Genomic DNA, 22624 nt, shown 5'->3' on the forward strand with positions numbered 1-22624 from the left:
CGCAATCAACAATGTTCACAAGGCTCACTACGTGATGCTGAACGTTGAGTGCACCGGCAAGGCCCTGGCCGAGCTGGAAGACAACTTCCGCTACAACGATGCCGTTATCCGTAACCTGGTCATCCGTCGCGACGAAGCCGTTACCGGTCAGTCCGAGATGCTGAAGGCTGAAGAGAACCGCAGCGAGCGCCGTGAGCGTCGTGAGCGTCCTGAGCATGCTGACTCCGCCGAAGGCGACGACAGCAATGACAGCGACTCCAGCGATAACGCTGACGAGTAATCCACGGACCTTTAGAGGAGCCTATTAAATGGCACGTTTCTTCCGTCGTCGTAAATTCTGCCGCTTCACTGCTGAAGACGTGAAAGAGATCGACTTCAAAGATCTCAACACCCTGAAAGCTTACGTATCCGAAACCGGCAAGATCGTTCCAAGCCGTATCACCGGTACCAAAGCTCGTTATCAGCGTCAGCTGGCTACCGCTATCAAGCGCGCCCGCTTCCTGGCCCTGCTGCCCTACACCGACAGCCACGGCCGCTGAGACCGGGTCGTCGACAAGCAGTAAGGGATTAGCATGCGAGCGTTAGCAAGTTTCATCATGCGCGGTCGTGTGCAGGCCACCCTGGTGGTGGTCATCAGCGCGGTACTGCCGCTGCTGTTCTGGTTGAGTGCCGCTGCCGGCAGCCTTGTGCTGCTGCGGCGTGGGTTCAAGGATGCTTCAACGGTCATCGCCGGCGGCCTGCTGGCCGGGCTGGCCGTGTGGTTCATGGGCGATCCCATCACCTTCTTGGTGATCGCGGGTGCCCTGGGCCTGGCCGCCATGTTGCGTGCCGAGCATCCCTGGAGCCGAGTGCTGGTAGTCAGTGCCGTGTTCGCCGTGGTTTTCAGCCACGTGCTCGACCTGGCGCTGGCACAGACCTTCGATGTGCTGGCCAAGGCGTTCGCCGAAGCCATGCCGCAAATCGAGGGGCAACCCGTGCTCTCCGGTGAGCTGATCCGCCCTGTGCTGGTCGCTTCCACAGCCGTGACAGTGCAATTGTTCAGTGTGCTGGCCCTGGTGCTGGCGCGCTATTGGCAGGCAGCGTTGTACAACCCTGGAGGCTTCGGTCGCGAATTTCGCGCCCTGAAGCTGCCGAAACAGACCATGGCGGTCTTGGTGGCAGTGATGGTGGTGGCTCCGTTTATCGGGCCGCAGTTCATCATCCTGGCATCGGCGTCCAGCCTGGTTCTGGTCCTGGCCGGCATCGCCTTGATGCATGGGCTGGTGGCACAGGGGCGACTGGCCGGGTTCTGGCTGGTGGGCATGTACGTGACGTTGCCGCTGATCATGCAGCTGATTTATCCGTTACTGATGGTTTTGGCCATTGTCGACAGCCTGATTGATTTTCGCGGTCGCAAGTCCCCCCCGGGGAAAGACTCCGCGAACGGTGAAGGTTAAAAGTTAAGAGGTTTTACCAAATGGAACTGATCCTGCTGGAAAAAGTCGCTAACCTGGGCAACCTGGGCGACAAAGTTAAGGTTAAGGCTGGTTACGGCCGTAACTTCCTGCTGCCATTCGGCAAGGCCACCGTTGCCAACGCCGCCAACCTGGCTGCGTTCGAAGAGCGTCGCGCCGAGCTGGAAAAAGCAGCTGCTGACCGTAAAGCTTCGGCTGAAAGCCGTGCTGCCCAACTGGCCGAGCTGGAAGTGACCATCACTGCCACCGCTGGCGACGAAGGCAAGCTGTTCGGTTCGATCGGCACCCACGACATCGCTGACGCCCTGACCGCCTCCGGCGTTGAAGTGGCCAAGGCTGAAGTTCGTCTGCCGAACGGCACCATCCGTCAGGTTGGCGAATACGACGTAGCCGTGCACCTGCACAGCGACGTTGAAGCCACTGTACGCGTGGTCGTCGTAGCTGCCTAAGCTGCGCTGACTGGCTAGCCCCAAGCGGGTTCGCCGGTTAACATCGGGCACGGTCCTGTTTTCGACAGGCCGTGCCCTTTGTCTTTTTCATCCTCCAGAATTCTTTCGTGGCCATGAACGAGATTACCAACCCCGAACAACTCGACCTGCAAACCGCTGCCCTGAAGGTGCCGCCGCATTCCATCGAGGCCGAACAGGCCGTGCTCGGTGGCCTGATGCTGGACAACAATGCCTGGGAGCGGGTGCTGGATCAGGTGTCGGATGGTGATTTCTACCGGCATGACCACCGCCTGATCTTCCGCGCCGTGCACAAGCTGGCGGACGCCAACCAGCCGTTCGACGTGGTGACGCTGCACGAGCAGCTGGACAAGGAAGGCCTGTCGACCCAGGTCGGTGGCCTGGCGTATCTGGCTGAGCTTGCCAAGAACACGCCGTCGGTGGCCAACATCAAGGCCTACGCCGCGATCATTCGCGAGCGGGCCACGTTGCGCCAGCTGATCAGCATCAGTACCGACATCGCCGACAACGCCTTCAACCCGCAAGGGCGCAACGCCGAAGAGATCCTCGACGACGCCGAGCGGCAGATCTTCCAGATCGCCGAGGCGCGGCCGAAGACCGGCGGCCCGGTGGGCGTCAACGAGCTGTTGACCAAGGCCATCGACCGCATCGACACGCTGTTCAACTCCGACAGCGACATCACCGGTGTCTCCACCGGCTACACCGACCTGGACGAGAAGACCAGCGGTCTGCAGGCAGCCGACCTGATCATCGTCGCCGGCCGTCCGTCGATGGGCAAGACCACCTTCGCCATGAACCTGGTGGAAAACGCGGTGCTGCGTACCGACAAGGCGGTGCTGGTGTTCTCCCTCGAGATGCCAGGTGAATCGCTGATCATGCGTATGCTCTCGTCGCTGGGCCGTATCGACCAGACCAAGGTGCGTTCCGGCCAGCTGGACGACGATGACTGGCCGCGCTTGACCTCGGCGGTCAACCTGCTCAACGACCGCAAGCTGTTCATCGACGATACCGCCGGCATCAGCCCCTCGGAAATGCGTGCGCGTACCCGCCGCCTGGCGCGTGAGCACGGCGAGATCGGCATGATCATGGTCGACTACCTGCAGCTGATGCAGATCCCGGGTTCGGCCGGTGACAACCGCACCAACGAAATTTCCGAGATCTCCCGCTCGCTCAAGGCCCTGGCCAAGGAATTCAACTGCCCGGTCATCGCCCTGTCGCAGCTCAACCGCTCCCTCGAACAGCGGCCGAACAAGCGCCCGGTGAACTCCGACTTGCGTGAGTCCGGTGCAATCGAGCAGGACGCCGACGTGATCATGTTCGTTTACCGGGATGAGGTGTATCACCCGGAGACCGAGCACAAGGGCATTGCCGAAATCATCATCGGCAAGCAGCGTAACGGCCCCATCGGCTTCATCCGCCTGGCGTTCATCGGCAAGTACACCCGCTTCGAGAACCTCGCGCCGGGCATGTACAACTTCGACGACGACGAGTAGATCACTGGCCCCATCGCCGGCAAGCCGGCTCCCACAGGTACCCCGCCGTATCTGTAGGAGCCGGCTTGCCGGCGATGAGGCCAGTAGCAGCTACACATGAATCCGACCTCTGCCGTCGGATTTGGTCAAAATTTGTGCTATATTCCGCGCCCGCGATTTCCCTGCACACCAGAACCGGTCACTGACATGCAAGCAGCCAAACCTCTCTACGACTATCCCAAGTACTGGGCCGAATGCTTCGGACCAGCACCTTTCCTGCCAATGAGCAGGGAGGAGATGGATCTTCTCGGCTGGGATTCCTGCGATATCATCATCGTGACCGGTGATGCCTACGTCGACCATCCGTCGTTCGGCATGGCCATCATCGGCCGCCTGCTGGAAGCCCAGGGTTTCCGCGTGGGCATCATCGCCCAGCCGAACTGGCAGTCGAAAGACGACTTCATGAAGCTCGGCGAGCCGAACCTGTTCTTCGGCGTCGCGGCCGGCAACATGGACTCGATGATCAACCGCTACACCGCGGACAAGAAGATCCGTTCCGATGACGCCTACACCCCAGGTGGCCTGGCCGGCAGCCGTCCGGACCGCGCCAGCCTGGTGTACAGCCAGCGCTGCAAGGAAGCCTACAAGCACGTGCCGATCGTGCTCGGCGGCATCGAGGCCTCGCTGCGCCGCATCGCCCACTACGACTACTGGCAGGACAAGGTTCGTCACTCGATCCTGATCGACGCCAGCGCCGACATTCTGCTGTTCGGCAACGCCGAGCGTGCGGTGGTCGAGGTGGCCCAGCGCCTGTCCAACGGCGAGAAGATCGAGTCCATCACCGACGTGCGCGGCACCGCATTCGTGCGCCGTGATACGCCGCAAGGCTGGTACGAGATCGACTCCACCCGTATCGACCGCCCAGGCCGCGTCGAGAAGATCCTCAACCCGTACGTCAACACCCAGGACACCCAGGCTTGCGCCATCGAGCAAGCCAAAGGCGACCAGGAAGACCCGAACGAAGCCAAGGTCGTGCAGATCCTCGACAGCCCGAGCGTAACCCGGGAAAAGTCGGTAATTCGCCTGCCATCGTTCGAGAAGGTGCGCAACGACCCGGTGCTTTACGCCCACGCCAACCGCGTGCTGCACCTGGAAACCAACCCAGGCAACGCCCGCGCCCTGGTGCAGAAGCATGGAGAAGTGGATGTGTGGTTCAACCCGCCACCCATTCCCATGAGCACCGAAGAGATGGACTACGTGTTCGGCATGCCCTACGCCCGTGTGCCGCACCCGGCCTACGGCAAGGAGCGCATCCCGGCCTACGAGATGATCCGTTTCTCGGTGAACATCATGCGTGGCTGCTTCGGCGGTTGTACCTTCTGCTCGATCACCGAGCATGAAGGCCGGATCATCCAGAACCGTTCGCACGAGTCGATCCTGAACGAGATCGAGGAGATGCGCGACAAGGTGCCGGGCTTCACCGGCGTGGTCTCCGACCTTGGCGGCCCGACCGCCAACATGTACCGGATCGCCTGCAAGAGCCCCGAGATCGAGAAGCACTGCCGCAAGCCGTCGTGCGTGTTCCCCGGCATCTGCGAGAACCTCAACACCGACCATAGCTCGCTCATCGAGTTGTACCGCAAGGCCCGTGCCTTGCCAGGTGTGAAGAAGATCCTGATCGCCTCGGGCCTGCGCTACGACCTGGCGGTGGAATCGCCGGAGTACGTGAAGGAGCTGGTTACCCACCACGTTGGCGGCTACCTGAAGATTGCCCCGGAGCACACCGAGCGTGGCCCGCTGGACAAGATGATGAAGCCTGGCATCGGCTCCTACGACCGCTTCAAGCGCATGTTCGAGAAGTTCTCGAAAGAGGCGGGCAAGGAGCAGTACCTGATTCCGTACTTCATCGCCGCGCACCCCGGCACCACCGATGAAGACATGATGAACCTGGCCCTGTGGCTCAAGGGCAACGGCTTCCGCGCCGACCAGGTGCAGGCGTTCTACCCATCGCCCATGGCCTCGGCCACGGCCATGTACCATTCGGGCAAGAACCCCCTGCGCAAGGTGACCTACAAGAGCGAAGGGGTCGAGATCGTCAAGAGCGACGAGCAGCGCCGCTTGCACAAGGCGTTCCTGCGCTACCACGATCCGAAGGGCTGGCCGATGCTGCGCGAAGCGCTGCAGCGCATGGGCCGCGCCGACCTGATCGGGCCGGGCAAGCACCAGCTGATCCCGCTGCACCAGCCGCAGACCGACTCTTACCAGAGTGCCCGGCGCAAGAACTCGACGCCGGCGGGCAGCCACAAGGTGGGCAAGGAGCAGAAGATCCTTACCCAGCATACCGGCCTGCCACCGCGTGGCAGCGATGGCAGCAATCCGTGGGACAAGCGTGAGAAGGCCAAGGCCGAGGCGTTCGCCCGTAACCAGCAGGCGGCCAAGGAGCGCAAGGAAGCCGCCAAGGGTGGCAAGGGCAACAAGAAGCCGCGCCAGCCCGTCATTCCGCGCTGATTTCAGGGGCTGCTTTGCAGCCCAATCGCTGGCAAGCCAGCTCCCACAGGTACAGCGCAGGCCTTAGGTCCTGTGCAATCCCTGTGGGAGCTGGCTTTCCAGCGATTGGGCCGCAGGGCGGCCCCTCGATCAATCAGGCTTCTTGTCGACCCACTTCGGCAACACCGGTGACTCGAACCGGTCCATCCCATCCAGCAGCGCATCCGCCTGCTGTTCCAGCAACAACATCGCCCGATGTTGCGGCCGCACGAACCCTTCTTCGACGAGATGGTCGAGAAACCCGCCGAGCTTTTCATAAAAACCGTTCACATCGAGCAGCCCCAGCGGCTTGGCGTGATAGCCCAGCTGCCCCCAGGTCCACACCTCGAACAGTTCCTCCAGGGTACCCAGCCCACCCGGCAGGGCGATGAAGGCATCGCTCAGCTCGGCCATGCGCGCCTTGCGCGCGTGCATGCCGTCGACCACTTCCAGCCGGGTCAGGCCCTTGTGGCCGATTTCGGCGTTCATCAGGCTTTCGGGGATGATCCCGATGACCTCGCCACCCGCCGCCATGGCCGCGTCGGCGACGGTGCCCATCAGGCCGACCGCGCCACCGCCGTAGACCAGGGTCAAGCCACGGCGAGCGATGGCCTGGCCAAGGGCGATGGCTGCATCACGGTAGGCAGGGTTGGCACCGATGCTGGCGCCGCAGAACACACAAACGGAACGTACGGGCATTGCTCATCTCCAATCACTTGGCGTGATAGGGTAAAGCGCAGACCTGCCGCTTCCAAGGCCACTTTCACTCGGGCCGAGAGAATTCACAGATGGCGCCAGTAGCACCCTGGGCGTAGGCGGCGAGCAGGCTGTTCATGAAATTCGAGAGGGACATTGGCATTGCTCCTAAATGAGAGGTTGTCCCATCGTCTAGTAAAAGGGCATGATGTGCTCTTAGATTGGTTGTATACAATCCATCGAACAATTCTACTGACTGTCCACTTGACACCCACTTTGATTCATATCAGCAAGGGGATGAACGGTTTCGGGCAGTCTCGCAATTGATAAAACCCTGCCAAGGAGATTCATGATGTTTGCGAAAGCTGTAGCGGTATCCCTGCTGACCCTCGCCAGCGCCTCTGTCTTCGCAGCCGAGTGCTCGGTGACTGTCGAATCGACGGACCAAATGTCCTACACCACCAAGGAATTCACCGTCGACAAGAGCTGCAAAGAGTTCACCGTCAAGCTGACCCACTCGGGCAACCTGCCGAAGAATGTCATGGGCCACAACCTGGTGATCAGCAAGACCGCCGATATGCAAGGCATCGCCACTGAAGGCATGAGCCAGGGCATCGAGAAGGGCTATCTGAAGGAAGACAACGCCAACATCATCGCCCACACCGCGATGATCGGCGCGCCTGAGAAAGAAACCGAAGTGAAGTTCGACACTTCCAAGCTGGAAGCCGGTGGCGACTACAGCTTCTTCTGCACCTTCCCGGGCCACATTTCGATGATGAAAGGCAAAGTCATCGTCAAGTAATCCGGTATGGGGAGGGCTTTGCCCTCCTTTCCGACCGGTCCGGCGCCCCGGCAAGGCCGCTCCTACGACGATCGTATTCATCTGTAGGAGCGGCCTTGTGTCGCGAAAGGGCTGCGCAGCAGCCCCCAGGGCCCTCAAGGGGCGAACGGCAGTTCGCGCTTGTGCTGGGTCTTGCGATAGGTAGCGACGATGATATCGAACGCTTCCTGGTCAACCGGCTGCCCCTGCAGAAACGCATCGATCTGCTGGTAGGTCACCCCATGCGAAGCCTCGTCCGGCTTGCCCGGCTCCAGGTCTTCCAGGTCCGCGGTCGGCACTTTCTCCACCAGTGATTCCGGCGCGCCAAAGCTGCGCGCAATCGCCCGTACCTGGTTTTTCACCAGGCCACTCAGTGGCGCCAGGTCACACGCACCGTCACCAAACTTGGTGAAGAAGCCCATCACTGCCTCGGCGGCGTGGTCGGTCCCGATCACCAGGCCGGCACGGGCGCCGGCGATGGTGTACTGCGCCACCATGCGCGTGCGCGCCTTGACGTTGCCGACAACGAAATCCACCAGGCTTGGCGAGCCACCTTCCAGAGCTTTCACTTCCTTTGCCAGCGCGCGCACCGCCGGGGCGATATCGACCGTGTGCACTTCATCGGCCTTGATCACGTCCAGGCAGGCCTGGGCATCGTGCTCGTCGTGCTGCACTTGATACGGCAGGCGCACGGCGATGAAGCGGTAGGCCTGGTCGCCGGTTTCGGCGCGCAGCTCGTTGATGGCGCGCTGGGCGAGCAGGGCGGCAGTCAGCGAGTCGACGCCACCGCTGATGCCCAGCACCAGGGTCTTGAGCCGGGCGTTGGCCAGGCAGCCCTTGATGAACGCCACGCGCCGGGCGACCTCGGCCTCGATCGCAGCGGCGCCTTCGAAGGGCGGCTGCACCTTGAGCGCCTGGGCAATCTCTTGCTGAACGGCTTGCATGGGTTACTCCTTGCTGGGGACTTTGAATACGTGACGCATGTAGGCAACGAAGTTCGCGTCGCGGCACTGGGTCTTGGCGGCTTCGTCCGAGATCTTGGCCACCGGCGAGCCGTTGCAGTCGGTCATTTTAAGCACGATGTTCATCGGCGCCACACCCGGGATATCGCAGGTCAGGTTGGTGCCGATGCCGAAGCTGACGTTGATGCGACCGCGCAGGGCGCGGAAGATCTCCAGCGAGCGGGTCAGGTTGAGGCCATCGGAGAACACCAGGGTCTTGGTCATCGGGTCGATGCCCAGTTTCTGGTAGTGGGCGATGGCCTTCTCCGCCCAGGCCACCGGTTCGCCCGAGTCGTGGCGCAGGCCGTCGAACAGCTTGGCGAAGTACAGGTCGAAATCGCGCAGAAACGCATCCATGGTGATGCAGTCGGTCAGGGCGATACCGAGCAGGCCGCGGTATTCGCGTACCCAGCAGTCGAGGGCGGCGATCTGGCTGTCGATCAACCGTGGGCCGAGCTGCTGGTGGGCCATGAACCACTCGTGGGCCATGGTGCCCAGCGGCTTGATATCCAGTTTCCATGCCAGGTCGACGTTGCTGGTGCCGACGAAACGGCCCGGGAAATCGTCGCGCAGGACCCGTACCACTTCAGCCTGTACACGGCTGGAGAAGCGCCGGCGGGTGCCGAAGTCGGCCACTTGCAGCGCGGCCAGTTCGTCGTCGCTGGCGTGGGCGCGCAGCCAGTCGAACTTGCGGTACAGCTGGTCGCGGGCTTCGGCCAGGCGCATGTGCGGATGCAGCTGGCGGTTGCGGACTTCGCTGATGATGGCCAGCAGCGGCACTTCGAAAAGTAGCACATGCAGCCACGGGCCTTTCAGGCGCAGAAACAGCTGGTCGTTTTCGACGCCAAGGTGCACATAGCGCAGGTTGAAGCGGAACAGGCGCAGAAAGCGCAGGAAGTCGGGCTTGAGGAAGCTGATGCGTTCGAGGAACGCCAGCTGGCCGTCATCCAGGGTCAGTTCGCTGAGCAGGTCGAGCTGGTTGCGGATCTCGCCGAGGTAGGGGCGCAAGTCCTCGCCATTGCGGCAACGGAATTCCCATTCCACATCGGCGTCCGGGTAGTTGTGCAGCACGCCCTGCATCATGGTGAACTTGTAGAAGTCGGTGTCGAGCAGGTTGTGCACGATGCGCTCGGCGAATGCGCTCTCGCTCATCAAGGGGGCTCCAGAAGCGGCGAATGGCGGTCATTGTGCCAGTCTTTTCAGTTTTGTTGTGTCTGTACCGGCCCTATCGCCGGCAAGCCGGCTCCCACAGGGTTACCACAATGCCCAACTGTGGGAGCCGGCTTGCCGGCGATAGGGCCAGTACAGGCAAAACAGGTGTTTTTTCGTGCACCAGCTAGCCTTGAAACAGTGCCGCCTGTAGCAGTCGCGCACCAGTGGTGTGCACTTCGGTGACGGTGTGCTGTTACAGGACGGTTGCACGTAAACACTTGTCAGGGTTGCAATGATGGCACCGAGAGGTTGCTCCTTGTCTGTACGAGTGGTGGCGCCTGCCGCGTGGCAGACGGTTGCACGCTCAGTAAAGAAAAGGCCGTCGGTCGCCTGCCTGCCTCCTGTCCAGTGTGTTTTCCCGGAATACAAAACCAATGGCACGGCCCTTGCTCGGAGCACAGGGCTGAGAAGTTGTAGTGCCAACCAAAAAAAACTCTAGGAGCACCACCTCATGTCGCAGACGTTTTACAAGAAAGGTTTCCTGGCACTTGCCGTGGCTACGGCGCTGGGTGTTTCTTCGTTTGTTCAGGCCGACGTCAAGATCGGCGTCGCGGGCCCCATGACCGGGGCTAACGCAGCGTTTGGCGAGCAGTACATGAAAGGTGCCCAGGCGGCGGCCGACAAGGTCAACGCCGCAGGTGGCGTAAACGGCGAGAAGATCGTCCTGGTCAAGGGCGACGATGCCTGCGAACCGAAACAGGCCGTGGCCGTGGCCAACCGACTGGTAGACCAGGACAAGGTGATCGGCGTTGTCGGCCACTTCTGTTCTTCCAACACCATCCCGGCCTCCGAGGTGTATGACGAGGCGGGCGTCATCGCCATCACTCCGGGCTCCACCAACCCTCAAGTCACCGAGCGCGGGCTGAGCGGCATGTTCCGCATGTGCGGCCGTGACGACCAGCAGGGCATCGTCGCAGGCAACTACATTGTCGACGTGCTCAAGGGCAAGAAAGTCGCGGTGCTGCACGACAAGGATACCTACGGCCAGGGCCTGGCCGATGCGACCAAGGCGCAGCTGGAGAAACGTGGCGTCAAGCCAGTGCTGTATGAAGGCCTGACCCGTGGCGAGAAAGACTTCAGCGCTGTGGTCACCAAGATCCGCTCCACCGGTGCCGACGTAGTCTACTTCGGTGGCCTGCACCCGGAAGCCGGCCCGCTGGTGCGCCAACTGCGCGAGCAGGGCCTGAAAGACGTCAAGTTCATGTCCGATGACGGCATCGTCACCGACGAACTGGTAGCCACCGCGGGGGGCGCCCAATACGTCGACGGTGTGTACATGACCTTCGGCGCCGACCCACGCCTGCTGCCTGACAGCAAGGCCGTGGTGGAAGAGTTCCGCAAGGCCGGTACCGAGCCGGAAGGCTACACCTTGTACGCCTATGCCTCCGTCCAGGCGCTGGCTGCCGCGTTCAATGGCGCCAAGTCGAACAAGGGCGAAGACGCTGCCAAGTGGCTCAAGGCCAACCCGGTGCAAACCGTCATGGGCGAGAAGAAGTGGGACAGCAAGGGCGACCTGACCGTCTCTGACTACGTGGTCTACCAGTGGGACAAGGACGGTAAGTACCACCAGCTGGAAAAACAAAAATAATAACGGCGACCGGCCTGGGCGCATGACGCCCGGGCCGCAGCCCCGCGGTACCTGTCTTTATCCGAAGATCTGCACAGTTCTGCGCTGCGAGGGCCGCTGCACCCGGGGCCCGCAGTGGTCGGCGCTCGTGCAATCTCAATCAGGTGAGATTGCGTTATGGATGGTATTTTCCTGCAGCAACTGGTCAACGGCCTGACCCTCGGGTCGGTCTATGGCCTGATCGCCATCGGCTACACAATGGTCTATGGCATCATCGGCATGATCAACTTCGCGCACGGCGAGGTGTATATGATTTCCGCGTACCTCGCGGCAATCAGTCTGGCATTGCTGGCCTATTTCGGCGTCGAATCGTTCCCGCTACTGATGCTGGGGACCTTGTTGTTCACCGTCGTCGTCACGGGCGTCTATGGCTTCACCATCGAGCGCATCGCCTACAAACCCCTGCGCAACTCCACCCGCCTGGCACCGCTGATCAGTGCCATCGGCATCTCGCTGATCCTGCAGAACTACGCGCAGATCAGCCAGGGCGCCCGCCAGCAAGGCGTGCCGACCCTGCTCGAAGGCGCCTGGCGCGTCGAAGTGGGCAGCGGCTTCGTGCAACTGACCTACACCAAGATCTTCATCCTGGTCGCCGCGTTCGTCGGCATGGGCCTGCTCACCTACGTGATCAAGTACACCAAGCTCGGCCGCATGTGCCGCGCCACCCAGCAAGACCGCAAGATGGCCTCGATCCTCGGCATCAACACCGACCGGGTGATCTCCTATGTCTTCGTCATCGGTGCAGTGATGGCCGCGCTGGCAGGCGTGCTGATCACCATGAACTACGGCACCTTCGACTTCTACGCAGGCTTCATCATCGGCATCAAGGCGTTCACCGCCGCGGTGCTCGGCGGCATCGGCTCGCTGCCTGGGGCGATGTTGGGCGGGATCATCCTGGGCATCTCCGAATCCCTGTTCTCCGGCCTGATCAACTCCGACTACAAGGACGTATTCAGCTTCTCGCTGCTGGTGATGATCCTTATCTTCCGCCCACAAGGCCTGTTGGGTCGCCCGCTCGTGGCTAAGGTGTGAACATGTCCGTTGCCAAAACTGCCCCTGTTTCCGAAACCAACGGTTTCGATCTCAAACGCAGCTTGCTGGAGACCATCGTCGCCGGCTTGCTGGCGCTCATTGTCTTCGGCCCGGTAGTCGGCGTAGTGCTCGACGGCTACACCTTCAATGCCGAACCCCGCCGTGTCGCCTGGCTGGTCGGCGGGGTCATGGTCGGGCGTTTCCTGCTCAGCCTGTACCTGCAGAGCGCATCCGGGCGGCGCATGCTCCAGGGGTTCGACAGCGGTGGCTCGGGCGTGCACGTGAACGCACCGGACTACAAGTCGCGCCTGCGCTACATCATCCCGGCGCTGATCGTGATCGCCATCGTCTTCCCGATCTTCGCCAACAAGTACCTGCTGACCGTGGTCATCCTCGGCCTGATCTACGTGCTGCTGGGCCTCGGCCTGAACATCGTGGTCGGCCTGGCGGGCCTGCTCGACCTGGGTTACGTGGCGTTCTACGCCATCGGTGCCTATGGCCTGGCGCTGGGTTACCAGTACCTCGGCCTGGGCTTCTGGAGCGTGCTGCCGCTGGCGGCCATCGCGGCAGCCCTGGCGGGATGCATACTCGGCTTCCCGGTGTTGCGCATGCACGGTGACTACCTGGCGATCGTGACCCTGGGCTTTGGCGAGATCATCCGCCTGGTGCTGAACAACTGGCTGTCGTTCACCGGTGGCCCGAACGGCATGCCGGCGCCGTCGCCGACCTTCTTCGGCCTGGAATTCGGCCGGCGGGCCAAGGACGGTGGTACGCCAATCCATGAGTTTCTCGGCATCGACTACAACGCCAACCTGAAATTCGTGTTCATCTACGCGGTGCTGTTCCTGGTGGTGCTGGCGGTGCTGTACGTCAAGCACCGGCTGACCCGCATGCCGGTCGGCCGCGCCTGGGAAGCACTGCGCGAGGACGAGATCGCCTGCCGCTCGATGGGCCTGAACCACGTACTGGTCAAGCTCTCGGCATTCACCCTGGGCGCTTCCACCGCCGGCCTTGCCGGGGTGTTCTTCGCCACCTACCAGGGCTTCGTCAACCCGTCGTCGTTCACCTTCTTCGAGTCGGCGCTGATTCTGGCCATCGTCGTGCTCGGGGGCATGGGCTCGACCGTCGGCGTGGTGATCGCGGCATTCGTGCTGACCGTGGCGCCGGAGCTGCTGCGCAGCTTCTCCGAATACCGGGTGCTGCTGTTCGGCGTGCTGATGGTGCTGATGATGATCTGGCGACCGCGTGGGCTGATCCGCATCAGCCGTACCGGTGTGACCCCGCGTAAAGGAGTGGCGCCATGAGCGACGAAATCATTCTCTCGGTCGACAACCTGATGATGCAGTTCGGTGGCATCAAGGCGCTCAGCGATGTCAGCCTCAAGGTCAAGCGCAACCAGATCTTCGCCCTGATCGGCCCCAACGGTGCCGGCAAGACCACGGTGTTCAACTGCCTCACCGGTTTCTACAAGGCCAGTGGCGGGCGTATCGAGCTGAACGTGCGCGGTAGCCACACCAACGTCGTCCAGCTGCTGGGCGAGCGCTTCCAGGCAACCGACTTCGTGTCGCCGGCGAAGTTTGCCAATCGCCTGTACTACAAGATGTTCGGCGGTACCCACCTGGTGAACCGGGCAGGCCTCGCCCGGACTTTCCAGAACATTCGCCTGTTCAAGGAAATGTCGGTGGTGGAGAACCTGCTGGTGGCCCAGCACATGTGGGTCAACCGCAACCTGCTGGCCGGGGTGCTCAACACCAAGGCCTACCGCAAGGCGGAGAGCGACGCCCTGGACCACGCGTTCTACTGGCTGGAGGTGGTCGACCTGGTCGACTGCGCCAACCGCCTGGCCGGTGAGTTGTCCTACGGGCAGCAGCGCCGTCTGGAAATCGCCCGGGCCATGTGCACACGGCCGAAGATCATCTGCCTCGACGAGCCGGCCGCGGGCCTCAACCCGCAGGAGACCGAAGCGCTGAGCCGCATGATCCGCGTGCTGCGTGACGAGCACGACATCACCGTGGTGCTGATCGAACACGACATGGGCATGGTCATGAGCATCTCCGACCATATCGTCGTGCTCGACCACGGCAACGTGATCGCCGAAGGCGCGCCGCAGGATATCCGCCACAACCCGACGGTGATCGCCGCCTACCTGGGTGCCGACGAAGAGGAACTGGTATGAGTGCACCCATTCTCGAACTGAAGGAACTGGACGTGTTCTACGGGCCGATCCAGGCGCTGAAGAAAGTCTCGATGCACATCAACGAGGGTGAGACGGTGAGCCTGATCGGCGCCAACGGTGCCGGCAAGTCGACGCTGCTGATGTCGATCTTCGGCCAGCCGCGTGCGGCGTCCGGGCACATCGTCTATCGCGGTACTGACATCACCCGCAAGTCGTCGCACTACATCGCTTCCAACGGCATCGCCCAGTCACCGGAAGGGCGCCGGGTGTTCCCCGACATGACCGTCGAGGAAAACCTGATGATGGGCACCATCCCCATCGGCGACAAATTTGCCAATGAGGACATGCAGCGCATGTTCGAGCTGTTTCCGCGCCTGAAGGAGCGGCGTAACCAGCGGGCCATGACCATGTCCGGTGGCGAGCAGCAGATGCTCGCCATTGCCCGGGCGTTGATGAGCCGGCCCAAGTTGTTGTTGCTCGATGAGCCTTCGCTGGGGTTGGCGCCGATCGTGGTCAAGCAGATCTTCGCGACCCTGCGTGAACTGGCCAAGACCGGGATGACCATCTTCCTGGTGGAGCAGAACGCCAACCATGCATTGAAGCTGTCCGACCGGGCGTATGTGATGGTCAACGGACAGATCCGCATGACCGGTACGGGGCAGGAGTTGCTGGTGAACGAAGAGGTGCGTAGCGCTTACCTGGGCGGGCACTGAGTGTTGTTTGGGGCCGCTTTGCGGCCCAATCGCCGGCAAGCCGGCTCCCACAGGTATTGCAGCGACACTTAACCTGTGGGAGCTGGCTTGCCAGCGATTGGGCTGCAAGGCAGCCCCTAGGTTTTCCAGCCAAACGGATGTGGACAACTTGTCGCATATCTTTCTCGAACCACACCACATAGCCCTCGCAAGCCCTTGTTTCCACAAGCTGTATTTTTTCCACGGATAATGTGGAACCGCCTGTGGAAAACATGGTGGCACCTCGCTAAACCCCTTTGATTTCAAGGTCTGCAAGAGTCTGATCATATTTTGATCAGCTTTCCTTTGTGGATGATTTTTCAAGCTTTTTTTGCACAGGCCAAACATGCGGTCGAGTGTCCTCATTCCTGTGGATAATTCTGTGAGAAACCCTTGGACAGTCCGCTGCAAGCGGCATGCTTGAAAGCCTTGAGCCATCACCGTCAAACCTGACGCCGACCGCATTTCGCTGAAAGGGTTCCGCTAGGCGGACAAGTTGCCCCCAATCCGTGGGGAAAGGCTTGTGGATAACATGCGTATAGCTGGCGCGAAGGCCTCTGCAGCAAGGGTTCTGCGAGTATGTACAAAAAATGACCAGCTACGTTGATACCTTGCTGCCAGGCCCAAGCGAAGGCATGCTGCAAGGCCTGCCGACGACTATCCCCCGCGAGGAACAGAGCATGACGTCCACCGTATTCATCACTGGCGCGACTTCCGGTTTTGGCGAAGCCACCGCCCGCCGTTTTGCCGACGCTGGCTGGAAGCTGGTGCTCACCGGGCGCCGCAAGGAACGCCTGGACGCGCTGTGCGCCGAGCTGTCGGCCAAGACCGAAGTGCATGGCCTGGTGCTCGACGTGCGCGACCGCAAGGCCATGGAACAAGCGATCGCCACTTTACCGGCCGGCTTCGACAAGCTGCGCGGCCTGGTCAACAACGCCGGTTTGGCACTGGGCGTGGATGCGGCGCAGAACTGCAGCCTGGATGACTGGGAGACCATGGTCGACACCAACATCAAGGGCCTGATGTACACGACTCGACTGCTGTTGCCACGCCTGATCGCCCACGGCCGAGGGGCGTCGATCCTCAACGTCGGTTCCGTGGCGGGCAACTACCCGTACCTGGGCAGCAACGTGTATGGCGGTACCAAGGCCTTCGTCGGTCAGTTCTCGCTGAGCCTGCGCTGTGACCTGCGTGGTACCGGGGTGCGTGTGAGCAACATCGAGCCGGGGATGTGCGAGAGCGAGTTCTCGCTGGTGCGTTTCGGTGGGGACCAGGCCAAGTACGACGCCACCTATGCCGGTGTCGAGCCGATCCAGCCGCAGGATATCGCCGAGACCATCTTCTGGATCCTCAACCAGCCGGCGCACATCAACATCAACAGTTTGGAACTGATGCCGGTGAGCCAGGACTGGGCAGGGTTTTCGATCGACCGTTCGGTCAAGGGGTGAAACTGGGGCCGCTTTGCGGCCCAATCGCCGGCAAGCCGGCTCCCACAGGATTTGCAGCGCTGCGGTCTCTGTGGGAGCCGGCTTGTCGTGGCGACGAACCGCGGCGATGGCGTCAGCTCAGGCGCTGCAACCCTTCCAGGCAGGTTGCCAGGTGATAGGGCGTCGTCGAAGGCATATCGTGCCGGCTCACAGCGCCTTCCCCATCCCGGCACTCATACCAGCCACCTTCATGCAGGAACCGCTGCTCCATCGCCTGCAACTGCTCAGCCAGCTTCGCTTCACTCCCCGCCCGCAACACCAGCGCCCGCAGATACTCCGCCTGCGCCCAGATCCGCTGGGTAGCATCGATCACCTTGCCATCCACATCGAGCATCGCCAGCACCGCCGCATTCTGTACCCCGCATCGCTCGGCATAGCCGAACGCACGCTCGATGGACGCATGCAGCGACGTACCCCGTAGCAGCGGCGAAGTTTCCAGCAGGTAGAACCATTCGAACTGATGGCCCGGCTCGAACCAGTTATCCACAGCACCCCGTGGCTTCTCCAGCATCAGCCCATGCTGCGGTTCGACGAAGTGCGCCTGCAGCGCTTCACACAGTTGCAGAAGGTCCTGTTGCACGTCTTCATCTTCACGCACGGCGAGCACTTGCAGGAAGGCCTCGGCGAGGTGCATTTGCGGGTTCTGCAGTGGCCCGCTGCTGAGGTCGGACCAGTCCTCGCCCAGGCTCGCCTCGTACAGTCCATCGTCGCGGGCGAACTGCTCGGCGACGATCTCCAGCGCAGCATTCAGCGCCGATTCCACCAGGCTCTCATGCACCTTGCCCCAGTAATGTGCGCAGGCGAAGACGATGAAGGCGTGGGTGTAGAGGTCCTTGCGTCGATCCAGCGGCTTGCCGTCGGCGTCGATGCTGTAGAACCAGCCACCGTTCTCGGCGTCATGGAAATGCCGCTGCAGCGAGCGGAACAGCGCCGCGGCGCGCTCGGCGGCGCCCGGTTGCTCGATACGGCTGCTGAACAGGTACAACTGACGCGCACAGGCCATGGCCCGGTAGCGCTGGACCGGCAGCGGGCGGTGCTGGTCGTCCAGCGCTTCATAGGGCAGGGCCAGGTCGACATTCCAGCCCGGGCCTTGCCACAGCGGCACGATACGTTCGGCGAAGTGCTGGTTGAAGCGGGCCAGTTCGGGCAGGGTGGGGCGGGGGTTGGGCATGTGGGCGCTCGTCGCTGTCGGGCAGGGCGCCATGGTAGCAGAACTAGGGTTGTGGGTTGCCCAGCCCTTGCCAATGCCGCGCGCCGACGAAGATGAAGCGCAATTGCTGGGTGATCTTCTCCTGCGCCGTCAACGCCTGTGGATAACCTTGCTCAGGGCTGTCGATCAACTCGGGCAGGGTGGCGAACACGGTCTTGACCACCAGGTCGGCCATCACCGCCAAAGCGGCGCTGTCCAGGTGTTGCCAGCGCTTCATGCGCGCAAGGTCGGTGGAGAGGTCGTTGCTGATGTCCTGGCGCAGGCGGGCAATGGCTTGGCGGACCGCTTGCGAACCACCGTACTGCTCGCGGGCGAGGAACAGGAACTGCGCGCGGTGGGCCGCTACCACGTCGAGAAAGATCCGCACCGAGGCGTCGGTAATGCCGCCGAGTTCGAATTCGTTCTGGCGTACCAGGCGGATGGTCTGGCGAAAGGTGGTATCGACTTCGGCGACCAGGGCAAGGCCCAGGGCGTCCATGTCGGTGAAGTGCCGGTAGAAGCCAGTGGGGACGATACCTGCCGCTCTGGCGACTTCTCGCAGGCTGATGCTGCCGAAGCCGCGACCACTCTCCATGAGCTGGCAGGCAGCATCGAGCAGGGCCTGGCGGGTCTGTTGCTTTTGTTCGGCGCGGGGCAGCATGGCAGGAATTCTGAGACGGTGAGGCTGGGCACTCTAGATAAAAAAACGAAGCCCGGTCAATGGACCGGGCTGGGAGGGGAGCAGGCACTGTGATGCAGGTTGTAGTTTTCGGCCATGGTGATCAGCTCACACGGCTGATTTCAACCAGACGGTCCGAGCCACCTTCGGCGACGTGGCCACTACGTTCGATCAGGCGATCCGAGCCACCTTCAGCGACGCGGCCACTGCGTTCGATCAGGCGGTCCGAGCCACCTTCGGCAACGCGGCCACTGCGTTCGATCAGGCGGTCCGAGCCACCTTCGGCGACGCGGCCACTGCGTTCGATCAGGCGGTCCGAGCCACCTTCAGCTACACGGCCACTACGTTCGATCAATCGATCCGAGCCACCTTCGGCAACCGTTTTCAGCGGCTGGGCAACTTCAGCGGCGCTGGAACGCGATTCGGCGGTCAGGTGCTGGTCGGCGGCTGGGACGGCAAAGGCGTTGGCAGCCAGGATGGACAGGGTCAGGGTCAGCAGGTGGCGTTTCATGATGGCGGTGCTCCTCGGCGGGGCTGGAAAGTGGGTACGAAGCCAATGCTACGCCGGGGAGCGCGAGAGAGAAGTTCATACGGGTAATGGTAACAATCGACCGCATTGATAGAGATTCTCAAGCGCTCTATTGCGCTCGTTTCGACGCGGTTGATGGCTATTGGCCGGTAGCACCGTCGGGCCCTTCGCCAGCCTTGCCAAGACCAATAGAGGAGCCAGAAGCAGGGAAAAACTTCGCTATCATGCACGCCACCGATAAAACCCCACGGGTTTTCATCAGTCCGAGATATTGAGTGCCATCACTGCGCCCGCTTCGTGCCATGTCGTCAGGAGAACTACGCAATGACGCGTCCTGCCAGAATCATCGTCTGGACCCTCACCACCCTGCTGACCCTGTTGGCGATACTGGTGGTGGTGATCGCCACCTTCGACTGGAACCGCGTCAAGCCGCTGCTCAACGAGAAGGTCTCAGAGGCTCTCCAGCGGCCGTTCGCCATCAACGGCAACCTTGCCGTGCACTGGCGTATCGAACCCGAAGAGGGTGGCTGGCGCGGATGGGTGCCCTTGCCGCACTTCATTGCCGAAGACCTGACCATGGGCAACCCTGGCTGGCTCAAGGAACCGCGAATGGCCAGCCTGGAGCGCGTCGAGTTCCGCCTGGCGATGGTGCCATTGCTGTTCCAGCAGATCGTCATCCCGCGCATCGATCTGGTCAAACCCACCGCCAGCCTTACCCGCCTGGCCGATGGCCGGGCCAACTGGACGTTTGACTTCGGGCCCAAGGACGAGCATGCCGAACCCTCCAATTGGCAACTGGATATCGGCGCCATCGGTTTCGACCAAGGTAATGTCAGCTTCGACGACCAGACCCTGAAGACCAGCATGAAGGTGCAGATCGACCCCCTGGGCAAGCCGATCCCGTTCAGCGATATCGTCGGCAAGGCCCGTGCGGAAAAAGCCGTTGGCGCCCAGGACTACGCCTTTGGGTTCAAGGCCCAAGGCCGTTACAAGGGCCAGCCCGTGTCCGGGACGGGCAAGATTGGCGGCCTGCTCGCGCTGCAGGATGCCAGCCAGCCGTTCCCACTGCAGGGCGATGTGCGCATTGGTGACACCCACGTGGTAGTGGCCGGCACCCTGACCGACCCGCGCAACCTGGGCGCCCTGGACCTGCGCCTGCGCCTGGCCGGCGCCAGCCTGGGCAACCTGTACCCGCTGACGGGCGTAACCCTGCCAGATACCCCGCCCTACAACACCGATGGCCACCTCACGGCCAACCTGCATGCTGCCGAGGGGGCGACCTTCAATTACCAGGGTTTCAACGGCAAGATCGGCAACAGTGACATCCATGGCGACCTGGCCTTCGTCGCCAGCCAGCCACGGCCCAAGCTGATGGGCAAGCTGGTCTCAAACCAACTGCTGTTCAAGGACCTGGCGCCGCTGATCGGTGCCGACTCGAACGCTGAACAGAAGGCCCGTGGCGGCGCCAGCAAACAGCCTGCGGGCAAGGTGCTGCCGGTAGAGGAGTTCCGCACCGAACGCTGGCGCGCCATGGATGCCGATGTCACCTTCGCCGGCAAACGCATCGTCCACAGCGAACAGCTGCCGTTCAATGACTTGTCTGCCCACGTGATCCTCGAAGACGGCCTGCTGCGCCTGGAGCCGCTGCGTTTTGGTGTGGCAGGCGGCAACCTGGCCTCGAACATTCGCCTGGACGGGCGCAGCGTCCCCCTGCAAGGCCGCGCCCAGCTGACCGCGCGCGACATGAAGCTCAAGCAGCTGTTCCCAAGCTTCGCGCCCATGCAAACCAGCTTTGGCGAGCTTAACGGCGATGCCGACATCAGCGGTCGGGGTAATTCGGTGGCGGCTTTGCTGGGCACGGCCAATGGCGACCTGCGCATGCTGATCAACGATGGCGCGATCAGCCGCAGCCTGATGGAGATAGCCGGGCTCAACGTCGGCAACTATGTGATCGGCAAGCTGTTTGGTGACGAGGACGTGAAGATCAATTGCGCGGCGGCGGATGTCGGGATCAAGGATGGGCTGGCGACCACGCGCCTGTTCATCTTCGATACCGAGAACGCGATCATCTACATCAATGGCACGGCCAATTTCGCCAGTGAACAGCTGGACCTGAAGATCACCCCTGAGTCCAAGGGTGTGCGGCTGTTCTCGCTGCGTTCGCCGCTGTATGTGCGCGGGCCGTTCGCCAAGCCCAGTGCGGGTGTGCAGGCGGTGCCGCTGGCCTTGCGCGGTGCAGGGATGGTGGCGCTGGGGGTGCTCGCGGGGCCGGCGGCGGGGTTGCTGGCATTGGTGGCGCCGAGCAGTGGTGATGAGCCTAATCAGTGCACGCCTTTGCTGCAGCAGATGAAAGCTGGCAAGGCGCCGGCTGCGGTGAAGGGCAAGAAATAGGGGCCGCTTTGCGGCCCAATCGCCGGCAAGCCGGCTCCCACAGGTACAGCACAGGCTTCGAAAGCTGTGGAGTACCTGTGGGAGCCGGCTTGCCGGCGATTGGGCTGCAACGCAGCCCCTCGCGATTACAACCCCTGCAACAAGTCGGACATATCGTCCGCGTGCTCTTCTTCCTGCGCCAGAATGTCCTCGAAGATCCGCCGCGTGGTCGGGTCGGTATCCCCAATGAACTGAATGATCTCCCGGTAGCTGTCGATCGCAATGCGCTCCGCTACCAGGTCTTCCAGCACCATCTCCTTCAGCGAACTGCCCGCCACATACTGAGCATGGGAATTCTTGGTCAGGTTGTCCGGATTGAAGTCCGGCTCTCCCCCCAGCTGCACGATACGTTCGGCCAGCTTGTCGGCGTGTTCCGCTTCCTGGGTGGCATGCTCGAGAAACTCTTCGGCCGCGACGCTCGCCTTGATCCCGCTGGCCATGAAGTAGTGGCGCTTATAGCGCAGCACGCAGACCAACTCGGTGGCCAGCGACTCGTTGAGCAGGCGCAGGATCTTTTCGCGATCGGCCTGATAACCCTCGGTCACCGCGCCTTGTTCCACATGCTCGCGCGCACGCTTGCGCAGGGTTTGCACATCGGTCAGTTCAACGTTGCTCATGGTTGTCTCCAATCAGATCAGGACGGTGGGTCAAGGTGTGGGCAGGCTCACGCGCCTCTTACGGCGTCGCTGTCCTCTTCTCGTTGCTTGCAAGTCTTGAAGCCCTTGGCATCGACATGGCCGGTGGCGTCGAAACGCACGTAGTAAGGCTGCTGGTGGCCGTCGCGGTTGAGGATGTAGTCGTTGCAGGTGCCCCCGTGCGGCAAGTCGATCACGTTGGATGGGCTGCCGCCGATGGCGATGACTTTCTGCATGGTCATGCCCTTTTCCACCTGCTTGACCAGCGGCTCGTCGTGGTAGGTGGCGTAGTCCACCGGGTTCTCCGGGTGGCTGCCGCAGGCGGCCAGAGTTGCGCTTGCCAGAAGGATTGCCAGGGTCTGCTTGTACATGGTCCCGCTCCTTGCACAGGGTCTGTTCTGGTTTGGAACCGCAGCGTGCGCCAGGAGTTCGATTGCGATGGTCATCGCGGCCGCTGTAGT

General features: G+C 62.1%; 22 protein-coding genes. 14 read left to right on the forward strand and 8 right to left on the reverse strand.

Annotated features, from left to right (window positions below):
* The 6 genes from ACIPZB_RS11895 to ACIPZB_RS11920 form a co-directional block, all read left to right on the forward strand.
* Positions 1-280, forward strand: a 280-nt coding sequence (locus ACIPZB_RS11895; protein ID WP_306580283.1) for a 30S ribosomal protein S6, incomplete at its 5' end; no start/stop codon positions are given.
* 28 nt (positions 281-308) lie between these two features.
* Positions 309-539: a 30S ribosomal protein S18 gene (gene rpsR / locus ACIPZB_RS11900; protein WP_003249563.1), complete on the forward strand. Its 231-nt coding sequence runs from the start codon at positions 309-311 to the stop codon at positions 537-539.
* Between the two features lie 33 nt (positions 540-572).
* Entirely contained in the window at positions 573-1436 is an 864-nt protein-coding gene (locus ACIPZB_RS11905) for a hypothetical protein (protein ID WP_400640339.1), read from the forward strand.
* A gap of 20 nt (positions 1437-1456) precedes the next feature.
* The gene (gene rplI, locus ACIPZB_RS11910) at positions 1457-1903 is read left to right on the forward strand and encodes a 50S ribosomal protein L9 (RefSeq protein WP_008101037.1); all 447 of its coding nucleotides are present in this window, start codon (positions 1457-1459) and stop codon (positions 1901-1903) included.
* 113 nt (positions 1904-2016) lie between these two features.
* Positions 2017-3414, forward strand: coding sequence for a replicative DNA helicase (gene dnaB / locus ACIPZB_RS11915; RefSeq protein ID WP_008101035.1), 1398 nt, complete (start codon positions 2017-2019; stop codon positions 3412-3414).
* A gap of 186 nt (positions 3415-3600) precedes the next feature.
* A complete protein-coding gene (locus ACIPZB_RS11920; RefSeq protein WP_400640340.1) occupies positions 3601-5901 on the forward strand; it encodes a YgiQ family radical SAM protein in 2301 nt (766 codons plus the stop codon).
* Between the two features lie 129 nt (positions 5902-6030).
* Here the strand turns inward: ACIPZB_RS11920 and ACIPZB_RS11925 are convergent, their stop codons facing one another.
* Positions 6031-6618 carry a TIGR00730 family Rossman fold protein gene (locus ACIPZB_RS11925; protein ID WP_400640341.1) on the reverse strand — a complete coding sequence of 196 codons (588 nt, stop codon included), beginning with the start codon at positions 6616-6618 and terminating at the stop codon, positions 6031-6033.
* Between the two features lie 349 nt (positions 6619-6967).
* Between ACIPZB_RS11925 and azu the strand changes: the two genes are divergently transcribed.
* The gene (azu, locus tag ACIPZB_RS11930) at positions 6968-7417 is read left to right on the forward strand and encodes an azurin (RefSeq protein WP_008099951.1); all 450 of its coding nucleotides are present in this window, start codon (positions 6968-6970) and stop codon (positions 7415-7417) included.
* Positions 7418-7551: 134 nt separating this feature from the next.
* Here azu and nadE read toward each other — a convergent pair whose 3' ends face one another.
* Together nadE and pncB are read right to left on the reverse strand one after the other, a co-directional pair.
* On the reverse strand, positions 7552-8379 hold the full coding sequence (gene nadE / locus ACIPZB_RS11935; RefSeq protein WP_400640342.1) for an ammonia-dependent NAD(+) synthetase: 828 nt from the start codon (positions 8377-8379) through the stop codon (positions 7552-7554).
* Positions 8380-8382: 3 nt separating this feature from the next.
* Positions 8383-9588, reverse strand: coding sequence for a nicotinate phosphoribosyltransferase (gene pncB / locus ACIPZB_RS11940; RefSeq protein ID WP_400640343.1), 1206 nt, complete (start codon positions 9586-9588; stop codon positions 8383-8385).
* A 511-nt stretch (positions 9589-10099) separates the two neighbouring features.
* Here pncB and ACIPZB_RS11945 point away from each other — a divergent pair.
* From ACIPZB_RS11945 to ACIPZB_RS11970, 6 genes are all read left to right on the forward strand, one after another.
* Positions 10100-11236: a branched-chain amino acid ABC transporter substrate-binding protein gene (locus ACIPZB_RS11945; protein WP_400640344.1), complete on the forward strand. Its 1137-nt coding sequence runs from the start codon at positions 10100-10102 to the stop codon at positions 11234-11236.
* Between the two features lie 156 nt (positions 11237-11392).
* On the forward strand, positions 11393-12307 hold the full coding sequence (locus ACIPZB_RS11950; RefSeq protein WP_044488501.1) for an ABC transporter permease subunit: 915 nt from the start codon (positions 11393-11395) through the stop codon (positions 12305-12307).
* A 2-nt stretch (positions 12308-12309) separates the two neighbouring features.
* Positions 12310-13611 carry a high-affinity branched-chain amino acid ABC transporter permease LivM gene (gene livM / locus ACIPZB_RS11955; protein ID WP_400640345.1) on the forward strand — a complete coding sequence of 434 codons (1302 nt, stop codon included), beginning with the start codon at positions 12310-12312 and terminating at the stop codon, positions 13609-13611.
* Entirely contained in the window at positions 13608-14483 is an 876-nt protein-coding gene (locus ACIPZB_RS11960) for an ABC transporter ATP-binding protein (protein ID WP_400640346.1), read from the forward strand. The genes livM and ACIPZB_RS11960 overlap by 4 nt, the downstream gene beginning before the upstream one ends.
* On the forward strand, positions 14480-15196 hold the full coding sequence (locus tag ACIPZB_RS11965; RefSeq protein ID WP_008089578.1) for an ABC transporter ATP-binding protein: 717 nt from the start codon (positions 14480-14482) through the stop codon (positions 15194-15196). The genes ACIPZB_RS11960 and ACIPZB_RS11965 overlap by 4 nt, the downstream gene beginning before the upstream one ends.
* 698 nt (positions 15197-15894) lie before the next feature.
* Positions 15895-16662 carry an SDR family oxidoreductase gene (locus ACIPZB_RS11970; RefSeq protein ID WP_400640424.1) on the forward strand — a complete coding sequence of 256 codons (768 nt, stop codon included), beginning with the start codon at positions 15895-15897 and terminating at the stop codon, positions 16660-16662.
* 112 nt (positions 16663-16774) lie between these two features.
* Here ACIPZB_RS11970 and ACIPZB_RS11975 read toward each other — a convergent pair whose 3' ends face one another.
* The 3 genes from ACIPZB_RS11975 to ACIPZB_RS11985 all read right to left on the reverse strand — a co-directional run bounded on the left by ACIPZB_RS11975 (position 16775) and on the right by ACIPZB_RS11985 (position 19080).
* Positions 16775-17872, reverse strand: a complete 1098-nt coding sequence (locus ACIPZB_RS11975) for an AGE family epimerase/isomerase (protein ID WP_400640347.1) — start codon at positions 17870-17872, stop codon at positions 16775-16777.
* Positions 17873-17915: 43 nt separating this feature from the next.
* Entirely contained in the window at positions 17916-18551 is a 636-nt protein-coding gene (gene fabR / locus ACIPZB_RS11980) for an HTH-type transcriptional repressor FabR (protein ID WP_400640348.1), read from the reverse strand.
* A 121-nt stretch (positions 18552-18672) separates the two neighbouring features.
* The gene (locus tag ACIPZB_RS11985) at positions 18673-19080 is read right to left on the reverse strand and encodes a phage infection protein (protein WP_400640349.1); all 408 of its coding nucleotides are present in this window, start codon (positions 19078-19080) and stop codon (positions 18673-18675) included.
* A gap of 342 nt (positions 19081-19422) precedes the next feature.
* On the opposite strand from ACIPZB_RS11985, the gene ACIPZB_RS11990 reads away from it, so the two are divergent.
* Complete coding sequence (locus ACIPZB_RS11990; RefSeq protein WP_400640350.1) at positions 19423-21489, forward strand: AsmA family protein; 2067 nt, start codon at positions 19423-19425, stop codon at positions 21487-21489.
* A gap of 125 nt (positions 21490-21614) precedes the next feature.
* On the opposite strand, the gene ACIPZB_RS11995 is transcribed toward ACIPZB_RS11990, so the two are convergent.
* Positions 21615-22145: a bacterioferritin gene (locus ACIPZB_RS11995; RefSeq protein WP_008089584.1), complete on the reverse strand. Its 531-nt coding sequence runs from the start codon at positions 22143-22145 to the stop codon at positions 21615-21617.
* Between the two features lie 47 nt (positions 22146-22192).
* On the reverse strand, positions 22193-22534 hold the full coding sequence (gene osmE, locus ACIPZB_RS12000) for an osmotically-inducible lipoprotein OsmE (RefSeq protein ID WP_400640351.1): 342 nt from the start codon (positions 22532-22534) through the stop codon (positions 22193-22195).
* Between the last annotated feature and the right edge of the window lie 90 nt (positions 22535-22624).

Source organism: Pseudomonas sp. NPDC089396, assembly GCF_044749545.1.
GTDB lineage: Bacteria > Pseudomonadota > Gammaproteobacteria > Pseudomonadales > Pseudomonadaceae > Aquipseudomonas.